General features: G+C 70.5%; 12 protein-coding genes. 5 read left to right on the top strand and 7 right to left on the bottom strand.

Annotated features, from left to right (window positions below; all coding sequences use genetic code 11):
- Positions 1-2: 2 nt before the first annotated feature.
- The 6 genes from HZU84_RS09580 to boxC form a co-directional block, all read right to left on the bottom strand.
- Positions 3-443: a MaoC family dehydratase gene (locus tag HZU84_RS09580; RefSeq protein WP_149502083.1), complete on the bottom strand. Its 441-nt coding sequence runs from the start codon at positions 441-443 to the stop codon at positions 3-5.
- Entirely contained in the window at positions 440-2,005 is a 1,566-nt protein-coding gene (locus HZU84_RS09575) for a 3-hydroxyacyl-CoA dehydrogenase (protein ID WP_149502081.1), read from the bottom strand. The genes HZU84_RS09580 and HZU84_RS09575 overlap by 4 nt, the downstream gene beginning before the upstream one ends.
- Positions 2,002-2,811, bottom strand: a complete 810-nt coding sequence (locus HZU84_RS09570; RefSeq protein ID WP_149502079.1) for an enoyl-CoA hydratase-related protein — start codon at positions 2,809-2,811, stop codon at positions 2,002-2,004. The genes HZU84_RS09575 and HZU84_RS09570 overlap by 4 nt, the downstream gene beginning before the upstream one ends.
- A 113-nt stretch (positions 2,812-2,924) precedes the next feature.
- Positions 2,925-4,208: a benzoyl-CoA 2,3-epoxidase subunit BoxA gene (gene boxA, locus HZU84_RS09565; protein WP_149505099.1), complete on the bottom strand. Its 1,284-nt coding sequence runs from the start codon at positions 4,206-4,208 to the stop codon at positions 2,925-2,927.
- 33 nt (positions 4,209-4,241) lie between these two features.
- Positions 4,242-5,669, bottom strand: a complete 1,428-nt coding sequence (gene boxB, locus HZU84_RS09560; protein WP_149502077.1) for a benzoyl-CoA 2,3-epoxidase subunit BoxB — start codon at positions 5,667-5,669, stop codon at positions 4,242-4,244.
- A 29-nt stretch (positions 5,670-5,698) separates the two neighbouring features.
- Positions 5,699-7,384: a 2,3-epoxybenzoyl-CoA dihydrolase gene (boxC, locus tag HZU84_RS09555; RefSeq protein WP_149502075.1), complete on the bottom strand. Its 1,686-nt coding sequence runs from the start codon at positions 7,382-7,384 to the stop codon at positions 5,699-5,701.
- Between the two features lie 183 nt (positions 7,385-7,567).
- On the opposite strand from boxC, the gene HZU84_RS09550 reads away from it, so the two are divergent.
- Together HZU84_RS09550 and HZU84_RS09545 are read left to right on the top strand one after the other, a co-directional pair.
- Positions 7,568-8,887 carry a hypothetical protein gene (locus HZU84_RS09550; protein ID WP_149502072.1) on the top strand — a complete coding sequence of 440 codons (1,320 nt, stop codon included), beginning with the start codon at positions 7,568-7,570 and terminating at the stop codon, positions 8,885-8,887.
- Positions 8,888-8,891: 4 nt separating this feature from the next.
- Positions 8,892-9,623: a hypothetical protein gene (locus HZU84_RS09545; RefSeq protein WP_149502071.1), complete on the top strand. Its 732-nt coding sequence runs from the start codon at positions 8,892-8,894 to the stop codon at positions 9,621-9,623.
- Here the strand turns inward: HZU84_RS09545 and HZU84_RS09540 are convergent, their stop codons facing one another.
- The gene (locus tag HZU84_RS09540; RefSeq protein WP_244954381.1) at positions 9,624-10,571 is read right to left on the bottom strand and encodes a helix-turn-helix transcriptional regulator; all 948 of its coding nucleotides are present in this window, start codon (positions 10,569-10,571) and stop codon (positions 9,624-9,626) included.
- A 113-nt stretch (positions 10,572-10,684) separates the two neighbouring features.
- On the opposite strand from HZU84_RS09540, the gene HZU84_RS09535 reads away from it, so the two are divergent.
- The 3 genes from HZU84_RS09535 to HZU84_RS09525 are packed head-to-tail and all read left to right on the top strand — an operon-like array spanning position 10,685 to position 14,388.
- Positions 10,685-11,158: a 4-hydroxylaminobenzoate lyase gene (locus HZU84_RS09535; RefSeq protein WP_149502067.1), complete on the top strand. Its 474-nt coding sequence runs from the start codon at positions 10,685-10,687 to the stop codon at positions 11,156-11,158.
- A gap of 8 nt (positions 11,159-11,166) precedes the next feature.
- Positions 11,167-12,759, top strand: coding sequence for a 3,4-dehydroadipyl-CoA semialdehyde dehydrogenase (locus HZU84_RS09530; protein WP_149502065.1), 1,593 nt, complete (start codon positions 11,167-11,169; stop codon positions 12,757-12,759).
- Between the two features lie 15 nt (positions 12,760-12,774).
- Complete coding sequence (locus tag HZU84_RS09525) at positions 12,775-14,388, top strand: benzoate-CoA ligase family protein (protein ID WP_149502063.1); 1,614 nt, start codon at positions 12,775-12,777, stop codon at positions 14,386-14,388.
- Position 14,389: the final 1 nt, after the last annotated feature.

Genomic DNA, 14,389 nt, shown 5'->3' with positions numbered 1-14,389 from the left:
GCTCAGGATCGGTTGAGGTCGAACAGGCTGGTCGCCTCGAGGTCGAGCACCTCGCGGCCAGCCTGGTTGAAGAGCTGCCAGCGCCAGCGCAGCAGGCCCAGATGCGGCTGGCTGGACGAGCGGCGCACCTGCAGCACGGTCGCGCGCACGCTCAGCGCGTCGCCCGGGCGCACCGGATGCGGCCACTTCACATAGGCCAGCCCCGGCGAGGCGTACGACTCGGAGCCGGCCAGCACCGCGTCGGCAATCAGCCGCATCGCGATGCCGCAGGTCTGCCAGCCGCTGGCGATCAGGCCCTGGAAGGGGCCGGATTCGGCCGCTTCCGGATCGGTATGGAACCACTGCGGATCCCAGTCGCGCGCAAAGCGCAGCAGCTCGTCCTGGGTCAGCACATGGGGCCCGGCCTCGATGACCTGCCCGACATGGAACTCGGCGAACTTCATGCAGCGTCTCCCGTCTGTCGTGCCCAGACCCGCCGGCGCAGCCACGGGCTGACGCGGTAGCGCTCGCCGCGGTGGTGCGCGTCGAGCGCGTCCAGCAGCGCAGCCACCTCGGCCGCACGCCAGGCGGCCAGCCACTCGAAGGGCCCGGCCGGATAGTTGACGCCGAGCTTCATCGCCGCGTCCGCGCCCTCGGGCGTGCACACGCCCTGCAGCACCGCGTCGGCGGCCTCGTTGATCAGCATCGCCAGCGTGCGCGCCACCACCAGGCCCGGCACATCGGCCAGCGGCAGCGGCGCAAAGCCCAGCGCCGCCAGCCAGGCCGGCGCCTGCACGCGCCAGGCGGGCGAGGCGCCCTCGGCCAGCGCCCAGGCCAGCGCGGTGCCCGGCGCCACCGGCAGCCGCACCGGCCGGTCGAACAGCGCGACATCGCGGCAGCCGGTCTCGGCCGCCACCTGCGAGGCCGGGCGGCCGTCGGTCAGCATCAGCCGCGCGCCGTCGATCTCCAGCCCGGTCCAGCCGCTGTCGGTCACCCGCGCCGGGCCCCAGCCCTGGTCGGCCAGCGCGACGGTGGCGGCCTGCGCCAGCGCGTCGGCGATCGGACCCTCGCCATGCACGGTGACCGCGCCGGCGGTGTCGGGCGCGCCGTGCACCGCCACCGGCAGCGCCGCGCCGTCGTCCGGATAGGCGTAGAAGCCGCGGCCCGACTTGCGCCCGAGCAGGCCGCCGTCGACCAGCTCGCGCTGCACCAGCGAGGGCATGAAGCGCTTGTCGAAGAAGTTGGCCTCATAGACCGACTGCGTCACCGAGAAGTTGGTGTCGTGGCCGATCAGGTCCATCAGCTCGCACGGGCCCATGCGGAAGCCCGCCGCGCGCAGGCAGGCGTCGAGCACCGCCGGCGTGGCCGCCTGCTCCAGCAGCAGCGCCAGCGTCTCGGCGTAATAGGGCCGCGCGATGCGGTTGACGATGAAGCCGGGCGTGGACTTCGCGTGCACCGGCGTCTTGCCCCAGGCCGCCGACAGCGCAAAGATCGCCTCGGCCACCGCCGGCGCGGTCTGCAGGCCGCTGACCACCTCGACCAGCTTCATCAGCGGCACCGGGTTGAAGAAGTGCATGCCGACCAGCCGCTCGGGATGCGCCAGCCCGTTGGCGATCGCGGTCACCGAGATCGACGAGGTGTTGGTCGCCAGCACGCAGTCCGGCGCGACCAGGCCCTCGAGTTCGCGGAACAGCGCGCGCTTCACGTCGAGCTTCTCGACAATGGCCTCGACCACCAGCCGTGCACCCGCCGCCTCGGCCAGCGCGCTGACCGGCGTGATGCGCGCGAGCGTCTGCGTGAGCGCCTCGGCACTCAGCCGGCCCTTGGCGACCAGCGCGTCCAGGCTCCGGGCCAGCCGGGCCTTGGCCTCGGCCGCGGCGCCTTCGCGCGCATCGTGCAGCCACACCGGATGGCCGGCCTGCGCAGCCACCTGCGCGATGCCGGCGCCCATGATGCCGGCGCCGACCACCAGCAGCGGCGCGCCCTGCAGCGAGGGCGGGAAGGAAGAATCGCTTGCAGCGCTCATTGCGGCATCCAGTTCGGCGGGCGCTTGCCCAGGAAGGCGGCGAAGCCCTCGCGCGCCTCGTCGGTGCCACGCACCCGGGCGATGGTCTGCGCGGTGAGCTCGCGCACCTCGGGCGTGATCGGGCCGACCTCGAGCTGCGCGAAGAGCTGCTTGATCTCGCGCTGCGCACCAGGCCCGCAGGCCAGCAGCTCGTCGACCGCGCGGTCCACCGCCGCGTCCAGCGCATCCAGCGCCACCACCTGCTGCACCAGGCCGATGGCCAGCGCCTCGGCCGCGCCGATGCGGGTGGTCGTCAGCGCCAGCCGCCGGGCGTGGCGCTTGCCGACCGCGTTGGTCACATAGGGACCGATGACCGAGGGCAGGATGCCGAACCGGGCCTCGCTGACCGCGAAGCTGGCGTTGTCGGCGGCGATCGCGAGGTCGCAGGCGCAGGCCAGGCCGACGCCGCCACCGAGCGCCGCGCCCTGCACCCGCGCCACGGTCGGCTTCGGGCAGGCCTCGATGCGCGCCAGCATGCCGGCAAAGCGCCGTGCATCGGCCAGGTTCCATTCGAGCGAGGCGAGGCTGGCGCGCTGCATCCACTGCAGGTCGGCGCCGGCGCTGAAATGCCGGCCCTCGCCGGCCAGCACGATGACGCGCACGCCCTCGTCCTCGGCCAGCTGCGCGAAGGCCGCGTCCAGCTCGGCGATCATCTGCTCGTCGAAGGCATTGAAGACCGCCGGACGCGACATCGTGACCTGAGCGACGCCGGGGCGCGGTCGGCTCAGGGTCAGGGTCGGCGGGGGCGGCGCAGTCGTGTCGGGCATCGGGGCATCCTGGGCAGAGGCCGGATCGGTCTCGTGGGCCTTATTGTTAGACCGACCGGTCGGCTAATGAATACGGGATTTGCCGGAGGTCAACGCCGGCTCGGCACGCCCGCTCAGTAGGTCTCGAGGTGCAGCCGGCCTTCGCGCTTGAGCGCGGCGCCGACCGTGTCCCAGTCCAGCCCGGCCTGGGTGGCAATGTCGCGCAGCGCCAGCACCACGCCCTCCTCCATCGCCTTCAGGCCGCAGACGAAGAAGCAGGCGTCCGGGTCGGCCAGCAGCGCGGCCAGGTCGGCGGCGCGCTCGCGCATCGCGTCCTGCACATGGCGGCGCGGCTGGCCGGCGACGCGGCTGAAGGCCAGCTCGATGTCGATGAAGTCGCGCGGCAGGTTCTGCAGCGGGCCGAAGTACGGCAGCTCCTCGGGCGTGCGCGCGCCGAAGAACAGCATCAGCCGGCCGCTCTCGAACTTGCCGCCGGCGCGCAGGCGCCGGCGCCATTCGGTCATCGCGCGCATCGGCGCCGAGCCGGTGCCGGTGCAGATCATGACGATGTGCGACTTCGGATGGTTCGGCATCAGGAAGGTGGCGCCGAAAGGCCCGATCACCTGCACCTTGTCGCCGACCTGCAGATCGCACATGTAGTTGCTGGCCACGCCGCGCACCGGGCGGCCCTGGTGGTCCTCCAGCACGCGCTTGATGGTCAGCGACAGGTTGTTGTAGCCGGGCCGCTCGCCGTTGCGCGGGCTGGCGATCGAGTACTGGCGCGCATGGTGCGGCTTGCCGTGGGCATCGACGCCGGGCGGGACGATGCCGATCGACTGGCCTTCCAGCACCGGGAAGGGCATCGCGCCGAAGTCCAGCACGATGTGGTGGGTGTCGTAGTCGCGGCCGACCGCGGTGACGCGCACATTGCCGGTGACGGTCGCGGTGATCGTCTTCTGGGGCGCCTTCGGGCCGTAGAGCTGGGTGTAGGCATGCGCGGCCGACCACGGCGGCACGGTGGCGCCCCACTGCGCACTGCCGAAGGCCGGCGTGCCGTCGACTGCGGCCGGCAGCGCAGGCGCCACCGGCTCGACCTCGGGCGCCGCGCCGGCCGCCACGCCGGCCTCGGCGAGCTGCTCGGGCGTCAGCTCGGCCGGCAGCTCGTCCCACAGCAGCTGCTCGGCCGGCGTGTAGGCGCGGGCCCGCGGCATCAGCCGCCAGTTGTCGATCGAGCCGGTCGGACAGGGCGGCACGCAGGCCATGCAGAGATTGCACTTGCCCGCATCGACGACATAGTTGCGGTCGTCGTGCGTGATCGCCCCCACCGGGCAGGTCGCCTCGCAGGTGTTGCAGCGGATGCAGATCTCCGGATCGATCAGGTGCTGCCGGATGACAGTCAGGTCAGCGATGTCGGCCATGTCCACGGCGGATCTCCAGCTCGGTTGTCCAGCTCAGTTGAAGCGCACGTACTCGAAGTCGACCGGCTGGCGGTTGATGCCGATGACCGGCGGCGCGATCCAGTTGGCGAACTTGCCCGGCTCGACGACGCGGCCCATCAGGCTGGCGACGAAGGCGCGGTCGGCGCCGGAGGGCAGCCACTCGTCGACCCGTGCCTTCCATTCGGCCTCGGACACCACGCGGCCGTCCGGCGACACCTTGGCGCCCGACAGGCTGCCGATGTTGCGATGGAAGGCCTTGTGCGGCGTCTTCAGCCGGAACGGGATGCCGGCCTTCTCGATCACCTTGTTCCAGCGCTCGACGCCGGCCACCGAGTCCTTGATGTAGTCGTCGCGCAGCACTTCGTTCAGCGCGTTGAGCATCGGGACTTCCTTCTCGACGAGCTGGCCGCCCTGCACGTTCAGCACGCGGTAGGTCTGGCCGCGCAGCTGGTGGTCGTCCATGCGCTTGCCCTCCTCATAGCGGCCCTTCAGGCCGGTCGAGTAGAAGGTCGCGGCATTGCTCGACTCGTCGGCGCCGAACAGGTCGATCGTCACCGAGAAGTGGAAGTTCAGGTAGCGCTGGAGGGTCGGCAGGTCGATGACGCCGGCCTCGCGCAGCCTCGATGGGTCATCGGTCTTCAGCTCGTTCATCACCTGGCAGGTGCGGTTGATGACGCGGCTGACACCCGACTCGCCCACGAACATGTGGTGCGCCTCCTCCGTCAGCATGAACTTCGTGGTCCGCGCCAGCGGGTCGAAGCTGCTCTCGGCCAGCGCGCAGAGCTGGAACTTGCCGTCGCGGTCGGTGAAGTAGGTGAACATGAAGAAGGACAGCCAGTCGGGCGTCTCTTCGTTGAAGGCTTCCAGGATGCGCGGGTTGTCCTTCTGGCCCGAGCGGCGCTCCAGCAGCGCCTCGCCTTCCTCGCGGCCGTCGCGGCCGAAGTACTTGTGCAGCAGGTAGACCATCGCCCAGAGGTGGCGGCCTTCCTCGACGTTCACCTGGAACAGGTTGCGCAGGTCGTACTGGCTGGGTGCGGTCAGGCCCAGGTGGCGCTGCTGCTCGACCGAGGCCGGCTCGGTGTCGCCCTGCGTGACGATGATGCGGCGCAGGTTGGCGCGGTATTCGCCGGGCACGTCCTGCCAGGCGGCCTCGCCCTTGTGGTCGCCGAAGTGGATCTTGCGCCCCTCCTCGGCCGGGTTCAGGAAGATGCCCCAGCGGTAGTCGGGCATCTTGACGTGGCCGAACTGCGCCCAGCCCTGCGGATCGACGCTGACCGCGGTGCGCAGGTAGACGTCGAAGTTCTGCGAGCCGTCCGGGCCCATGTCATCCCACCAGCCCAGGAAGTTGGGCTGCCACTGCTCCAGCGCGCGCTTGAGCGTGCGGTCCTCGGCGAGGTTGACGTTGTTGGGGATCTTCTCGCTGTAGTTGATGCCAGACATGTCGGTGCTCCGGGGGTGGGGGTTCGGATTCAGACGCGGTTCCAGTCGAAGGCGGCCTTGTCGCCCTTGCCGTAGACCTTCAGCGCGCCCTTCTCGCCGACGGCGTTCGGGCGCTGGAAGATCCAGTTCTGCCAGGCGGTGAGCCGGCCGAAGACGCGGGTGACCATGTTCTCGACGCCGTTGAAGCGCAGGTTGGCCTCCATGCCGGTGAGTGCATCCGGGCTCATCGCCACCCGCTCCTCGATGGCGATGCGGGTCTCGTCGGCCCAGTCGATGTCGTCCGGGTTGGAGGTCACCAGGCCGAGCGCGAAGGCGGCATCGGCATCGAGCGGCTGGCCGATCGCGGCGCGCACCGCGTCCATCGACGCGGCCTCGCCGTAGAAGCGGCGCGCCAGGCGGCTCTGGTCGGTGGCCATCGGGTAGAGGCCGAAGTTGACCTCGCCGACGGTGATCTTCGGCGCGGCGGCCTCGTCGTCCGGCAGCGCCAGGTGGTAGCTGCGGTCGCAGGCCAGCGCCAGCTCCAGGAAGGTGCCGGCGAAGCACGAACCGGCCTCGATCAGCGCGAACAGGCTGCGCGAGGACACATCCAGCCGGCTGAGCGTGCGGCGCAGCAGGCCGGTCGTCTCGCGCACCAGCCAGTGGTCCTGATGCGCCAGCAGCGTGGCGTCCATCGCCTGCACCGCCGCCGCGTCGCCTGCGGTCTTCATCAGCCAGGTGCCGATCTCCAGCTCGTTGGTGCGCATCGACAGGATGGCGTCCTCCAGCTCGCGGGCCAGCACCAGCGGATACCAGGCCGAGCCGGCGGCCTCGATGCCAGCGACATCCGTCGGCTGCGCGCCGCTCGGCGCCTTCACCGTCCAGGTGGCGACGCGGCGGGCGCGGTCGATCTCGACGGTGACGTGGCTGTAGCGCAGCGCGTCGGCCTCGAGGGTGCGCTCCAGCGGGGTCAGCTCCACGCCCTTGGCATCGGCCGGGCGATCGCTCTGCGCGGCGAGCTGCAGCGCACGCTCCTGCACCCTGGCGGCGAACTGCGCCGGCTTGGCGATGTCGTCGACCAGGCGCCAGTCCTTGGCCTTCTGGCCGCGCACGCCCTCGTTGGTGGTGCAGAAGATGTCGGCCAGATCATGGCGCACGCGGCGCTTGTCGGTCACGCGGGTCAGGCCGCCGGTGCCCGGCAGCACGCCCAGCAGCGGCACCTCCGGCAGCGACACCGCCGACGAGCGGTCGTCGACCAGGATGATCTCGTCGCAGGCCAGCGCGAGTTCATAGCCGCCGCCGGCGCAGGCGCCGTTCACCGCAGCCAGGAACTTCAGGCCCGAATGCTTCGACGAGTCCTCGAAGCCGTTGCGGGTCTCGTTGGTGAACTTGCAGAAGTTGACCTTCCAGGCGTGGCTGGAGACCCCGAGCATGAAGATGTTGGCGCCCGAGCAGAACACCTTCTCCTTCGCGCTGGTGACGATCACCGTGCGCACCTCCGGGTGCTCGAAGCGGATGCGCTGCACCGCGTCGTTGAGCTCGATGTCGACGCCCAGGTCGTAGCTGTTGAGCTTGAGCTTGTAGCCGGGACGCAGGCCGGCGTTCTCGTCGAAGTCGGCCGACAGCGTCGCGACCGCGCCCTCGAACGACAGCTTCCAGTGACGGTAGCGCGACGGGTGGGTCTGGTAGTCGACGGCAGCGGGAGCGACGGGGGCGACGGGAACAGCGGTCTGGGTCATCGGAGTCTCCTGGCGGGACGCACGATCGTGCATTCGGTGAGCGGATGAAATGCATCATAGTGCCTGTCTTGAGACAGCGCAAATGCAATCCGGTTCATGTGCCGGAGATGACGCCAGAAATCAGGGAAAGTCCGGGGTGCGGAGGGATGCGGATAATCCGCGCATGCCCCTGGAGCGCCGCGCATGACCGAACCGAGCATCTGGTCCTATCAGGACAACTTCGATTTCCGCCGTGACATCGATCCGGACAGCCCCTTTCACCACCCGCTCGAAGGGCACCGCGGCCAGTACAGCCGCCGCAAGATGCTGACCGCCTTCCATCTGGACAGCGGGGGCAGGCTGCGCCCGGGCGCCAGGCCCAAGGACGCCGAAGCAGTGCTGTTTGGCGGGCACATCGGATGCGGGAAATCGACGGAACTGCGCGACTACGCCCGGCTCTTCCAGCAGACCTACACCGTCCACCATCTGGAGCTGACCAAGCTCCTCGACATCAACAATCTGCGCTTCAGCGACCTGCTGATCGCACTGGTCCACGCCCTGACGAACACCTTTGCAGACGAGAAGTTGTCGCTGCGGCCCGACCCGGTGTTCTTGAACCCTGTGCTGGGCTGGTTCGACACCCGCATCGTGAAGCAGGAGCGATTCAAGGACATCGAAGGCGAGATCAAGACCGACATCAAGGCCCAAGGGGGCCTGCCCTGGCTGGCCAGCCTGATGGCCACGATGACCGCCAAGGTGCGCGGTGGCGCCAGCTACCGGGAAGAGCTGCGTCGCGAGATCCGGGATGGATTCCTGCAACTGCTGGTTCACTTCAACGCGCTGATCGCCCACGCCAACGCGCTGCTGGCGCACCAGCGTCGAGGACCGCTGCTGTTCATCATGGACGGCACGGACAAGCTGTCCAAGGACGACGCCCAGGCATTCTTCCACGCCGACGTGAACCAGCTGGGTCAGATCATGACCAACCTGATCGTCTGCGCCCCGATTTCGGTGCTGCTGGAAAGCGGCATCACCGCGCAACGCTTCACCAAGGTGCAGTTGCCGATGGTGAAGATCTTCGAGGCGGACGGCACGCCGCGTGAACAGGATGAGGATGCGCTGATCGACCTGGTGCTCAAGCGGATGCCGCTGCGCTGCTTCGATGACCGGGAGACCGTGCGCCTGCTGGTCCAGAAAAGTGGCGGACATGTCCGCGACCTGCTGCGCCTGATCCGCGCGTGCTTCTCGCTGCTCGACGGAGACCAGATCACGCGAACGGTCGCGGAACAAGCCGTGCAGGAAGTGGCCTCGGAGTACCGCCGTCTGGTGCAGCAAAGCGACTGGGCGGATCTGGTGGCCATCGACCAGTCCCAGGGCGAGGAGAAGGACCGCACCGAGGCCCGGCTGCGGCTGCTCTATGACCTGGTGCTGCTGGAGTACAACAGCTACTGGTGGTGCAGCCATCCGCTGGTGCGCACGCTGCGGCCTTACCAGAACGCGCTGACCAGGCTGGCAACACCCTGAGATCATGTCAGCGTCCGACATCCTCGACGAGCACACCGGCGCCTTCCTGCGGCTGAGGCGACTCTGGGAGCGGCGCAGCCATTTCAGCCTGGTGCTGGCGATGGTGGACAACCCGGACTACCGGGACATGCTGATCGCCCGTCTGGACACCGTGCTGCCCGGCGCCCGGATCGATCTGACCTCCGCAGACCCGCCGGCCGCGTGGCTGCGGCAAGGCGAAGCCCAATGCGCACAAGGCCTGCGCCGCCTGCATGTCTGTCTTCCGCTGGATGCGCGGCACGACGACCTCTGGTGGCAGCAAGCCAACGTCGTGCGCGAGCGGCTGGCCGATGCGATGCCGACGCTGCAGGTGGTGTGGCTGTCACAGGCCGATGTGGACACCGCCGCGCACCAGGCACCGGACTTGTGGAACTGGCGTGAGGCGGTGCTGGACTTCACCGTGCCGGTGGTACAGCCCGCACGCATCGCAGCCCTGACAGAACGACTGGCCGAGATCTCGGACTTCCTGGATCGGCAAGACCGCCAGCCCGATCACGACAGGCGACCCTCCGCCCACCTGCTGCTGGAAGCCGCCCGCGTGCATCGGCAACTGGGACACTGGGAGCAAAGCCGCCGCGCCGCCCAGCGCGCGGCCAGCCTGTTTGCAGCACACGGAGACACCGAACACGCTGCAGCAGCCAGGGCAGAAGAGACCGAGGCCATCCACCCGGGCCGCACGGACGATGCGGCGGGCTGATCAGGCCGCCGCCGAGGCCAGCACCTCGGCCACCCGCGCCTGCAGCAGCGCGAAGGTCGCCTCCAGATCCTGGGCGCTGGTGTCGAGCGTGAGGTCGGCCTTCTCGTAGAAGGCGGAGCGGCCGGCGAGGATGCGGCGCAGGTCGTCCATCGCCTCGCGGCTGGCCGCCATCGGGCGCAGGTCGCCCTGGGCGGCGACGCGGTTCATGTGGTCTTCGGGCGTGGCCTGCAGCCACACGGTGGTGCAGTGGTTCAGCAGCAGGTTGAAGTTGGCCGCGTCCGACACCAGCCCGCCCGGCGTGGCGATGACCGCCTCCGGATAGATCTGGATCGCCTCTTCCAGCGCGCGGCGCTCGTAGCGGCGGTAGGCGTTGGTGCCGTAGAGGTTGTGGATCTCGCTGATGCTGCAGCCGGCGAAGGCCTCGATCTGGCGGCTCAGCTCGATGAAGGGGCAGCCCAGCGCATCGGCCAGCATCTGGCCGAGCGTGGACTTGCCCGCGCCGCGCAGGCCGATCAGCGCGATGCAGCGGCGGCGCTGCGCAGGCGCGGCTGCGGGGCCGTCGAACAGACGCACCAGCGCCTCGCGCGCGCGGCGCAGGTCGGCCTCGCTGCGGTGCTCGAGCAGCTCGCGCAGCATCAGCCATTCCGGCGAGGCGGTGGTCATGTCGCCGATCAGCTCGGCCAGCGAACACTGCAAGGCCCCCGCCACCTGCTGCAGCACCAGGATCGAGGCGTTGCCGATGCCGTACTCGAGGTTGGCCAGATGGCGCTCGGACACCTCGGACATCTGCGCCACCGCCTTGCGCGTCAGCCCGCGCCGGGCACGCAGCTCGCGCACCCGCTCGCCCAGCGCGACGAGGAAGGGGTTCTTGGCCTCGCCGGCCTCGTCGGCGGCAAGGGCGGGGCCGGCATCGGAGCGGCCGGAATCGGGGCTGCGGGAGGTCTGCATCGCGCCTAGGGGAAACACCATGTATGCACTATATTGCTTGACACGGATCAGGGTGATAACTATCGTTTTCCAGAACGCACAATAGTGCATCCCACTGAAGCCGCCAATCCATCATGTCACAAGCCTCCTTCCGGGCCGCACTGAGCGAACTGGCAGCCGAGCTGGCCGGTCGGCCGCTCGACGACACGCTCGATGCCTGGCTGAACCTGCACCATGGTGCAGATTCCCCCACCTTCACCCGGCTGTCCGAGGCCATCCGCACCGGCGTGGCCGAGGGCTGGCTGTGCCAGCGCGAGGGCGGCGGCATCCGCTACGGCCGCATCTTCAAGGCCGCCGACGACCTGGCCGGCTGCTCGGTCGACGTGGTCGACATGAGCAACATCGCCGGCCCGCACCACCGCCATCCGCACGGCGAGATCGACCTGATCGTGCCGGTCGACGCCGGCGCCACCTTCGACGGCCGCGGCGCGGGCTGGTGCGTCTACGGCGCCGGCTCGGCGCACCGGCCGACCGTCGCAGGTGGGCGCGCCTTCGTGCTCTACCTGCTGCCGCAGGGCGCGATCGAGTTCACCGGAGCCGCCGCATGAGCGCCGCCATGAACGCCTCCCCAGCCGAGCTGCTGCCCAACCACCTCGGCGGCCAGCGGCATGTCGGCACCGGTGCCGGCACGACGCTGTTCGATCCGGTGCTCGGCGACGCGCTGGTGCGGGTCGACGCGACCGGCCTGGATCTGTCCGGCGGCTTCGAGCGGGTGCGCACGCTGGGCGGCTCGGCCCTGCGCGCGCTGAGCTACCGCGAGCGCGCCGGTCTGCTCAAGGCCGTCGCCCAGGTGCTGCAGGCCCGCCGCGACGCCTACTTCGCCCTCTCCACCGCCAATTCGGGCACGGTGAAGAACGACTCCGCGGTCGACATCGACGGCGCGATCTACACGATCGGCGTCTACGCGAAGCTGGGCGAGGCGCTGGGCGACGCACGCGTGCTGGCCGACGGCGAGTTCGTCGCGCTGGCCAAGGGCGGCGCCTTCGGCAGCCGCCATGTGCAGGTGCCGACCCGCGGGCTGGCGCTGTGCATCAACGCCTTCAACTTTCCCGCCTGGGGCCTGTGGGAGAAGGCCGCGCCCGCGCTGCTCTCGGGCGTGCCGGTGGTGGTCAAGCCGGCCACCGCGACCGCGTGGCTGACGCAGCGCATGGTGCAGGACGTGATCGACGCCGGCGTGCTGCCGGCCGGCGCGCTCAACGTGGTGTGCGGCAGCTCGGCCGGGCTGCTGGATGCGCTGCAGCCCTTCGACGGGCTGAGCTTCACCGGCTCGGCCGACACCGCCGCGCTGCTGCGCCGCCACCCGGCGGTGGCCGAGCGCTCGGTGCGGGTCAACATCGAGGCCGACAGTGTCAACTCGGCCCTGCTGATGCCGGGCGCCACGCCGGGCAGCGCCGCCTTTGACCTGCTGGTCAAGGAAGTCGCCCGCGAGATGACGCAGAAGTCGGGCCAGAAATGCACTGCGATCCGCCGCGTGCTGGTGCCCGAGGCGCTCTACGGCGCGGCCGCTGAGGCGATCGGCGCGCGGCTGGCCCGGGTCACGGTGGGCAACCCGAGGAACGAGTCGGTGCGCATGGGCGCGCTGGTCAGCCGGGCGCAGTTCGACGCGGTGCAGGCCGGCATCGCGCAGCTCCAGCGCGTGGCCGAGACGCTGCACGACGGCCGCGGCGCCGCGCTGGTCGATGCCGATCCGGCGGTGGCCGCCTGCGTGGCGCCGGTGCTGCTGGGCTCGCGCGACCCGGACGCGCACGCGCTGCTGCACACCACCGAGGTCTTCGGCCCGGTGGCCACGCTGATGCCCTACCGCGACCTCGACCATGCCCGCGCGCTGGTCGCCCGCGGCGAGGGCTCGCTGGCCTGCTCGCTGTACGGCGAGGACGACGACGCGGCCGCCGACGCGCTGACCGCCACCGCGCTCGACCTGGCGGCCGTGCACGGCCGCGTGCATGTGGTGACGCCGGCGGTGGCCGCGCTGCACACCGGCCACGGCAACGTCATGCCGCAGTCGCTGCACGGCGGCCCGGGCCGCGCCGGCGGCGGCGAGGAGCTGGGCGGCCTGCGTGCGCTGAACTTCCATCACCGGCGCGCCGCCGTGCAGGCCGCGCCGACCGTGCTGTCGCGGCTGACCCCGCCGACGCCGTCTGCCGCCTGATCCAGGAGACCCGCCATGAGCGACCCCACCGACCTGCCCGTCGCCGCGCCCGGCGCGGACTTCAACTTCGCCCAGCACCTGCTCGCGCTCAATGCCGGCCGGCCGGACAAGGCGGCCTTCGTCGACGATCTCGGCACCCTCACCTTCCGCGCGCTCGACGAGCGGGTGCGCCGCCTGGCCAGCGGCCTGCGCGGGCTGGGCATCAAACGGGAAGAGCGCGTGCTGCTGCTGATGCAGGACGTGAACGACTGGCCGGTGAGCTTTCTCGGCGCGATGCACGCCGGCATCGTGCCGGTGGCGGTCAACACGCTGCTGACCGCCGACGACTACGCCTACATGCTCGAGCACTCGCGGGCGCAGGCGGTGCTGGTGTCGGGCGCGCTGCTGCCGACGCTCAACGCCGCGCTGGTCCAGTCGGACCACGAGGTGGGCAAGGTGATCGTGTCACGGCCGGTGGCGCCGCTGCATCCGTCCGAGGTCGAGCTCGAGGCCTTCCTGGCCGCGCACGCGCCGGCGCAGAAGGCAGCGGCCACCGGACCGGACGCGCCCGGCTTCTGGCTCTATTCCTCCGGCTCGACCGGCCGACCCAAGGGCACGGTGCACTCGCACGGCAACCCCTACTGGACCGCCGAGCTCTACGGCCGCGCGGTGCTGGGCCTGCGCGAGGACGATGTGTGCTTCTCCGCCGCCAAGCTCTTCTTCGCCTACGGGCTGGGCAACGGCCTGAGCTTCCCGCTCAGCGTGGGCGCGACGACGATCCTGATGGCCGAGCGGCCGACGCCGGAGGCGGTGTTCCAGCGCTGGCTCGGCGGCGTGGGCGGGGTGCGCCCGAGCGTCTTCTTCGGCGCGCCGACCGGCTATGCCGGCATGCTCGCGCATCCGAAGCTGCCGGCGCGCGAGGCGGTGGCGCTGCGCCTGGCCTCGTCGGCGGGCGAGGCGCTGCCGGCCGAGCTGGGCGAGCGCTTCAAGGCCCGCTTCGGCGTCGACATCGTCGACGGCATCGGCTCGACCGAGATGCTGCACATCTTCCTGAGCAACCGCCCCGGCGACGTGCGCTACGGCACCACCGGCCGGCCGGTGCCGGGCTACCGGGTCGAGCTGCGCGGCGACGACGGCCGCGAGGTGCTTGAGGGCGAGCCCGGCGACCTCTACATCCAGGGCCCGAGCGCCGCGATGATGTACTGGGGGAACCGCGAGAAGACCCGCGAGACCTTCCAGGGCGGCTGGACCAAGAGCGGCGACAAGTACGTGCGCAACCCCGACGGCACCTACACCTACGGCGGCCGCTCCGACGACATGCTGAAGGTGAGCGGCATCTACGTCAGCCCCTTCGAGGTCGAGGCCACGCTGGTGCAGCACCCGGCGGTGCTGGAGGCGGCGGTCATCGGCGTGGAGGACGCCGAGGGCCTGACCAAGACCAAGGCCTTCGTGATCCTGAAGGAGCCCGGCGGCGCCACCGAGGCCGAGCTGAAGGCCTTCGTGAAGGACCGGCTCGCGCCCTACAAGTACCCGCGCCAGATCGAGTTCGTCGACGAGCTGCCCAAGACCGCCACCGGCAAGATCCAGCGCTTCCGGCTGCGCGAGCGCGAGCGTGCGCAGGCACAGGCGCAGGCCCGCGCCTCGACCTGAG

Source organism: Sphaerotilus sulfidivorans (genome assembly GCF_013426975.1).
Taxonomy (GTDB): Bacteria; Pseudomonadota; Gammaproteobacteria; order Burkholderiales; family Burkholderiaceae_C; genus Sphaerotilus; species Sphaerotilus sulfidivorans.
Note: the sequence above shows the minus strand (reverse complement) of the source record. Positions and strands in the feature narration are given on the sequence as shown.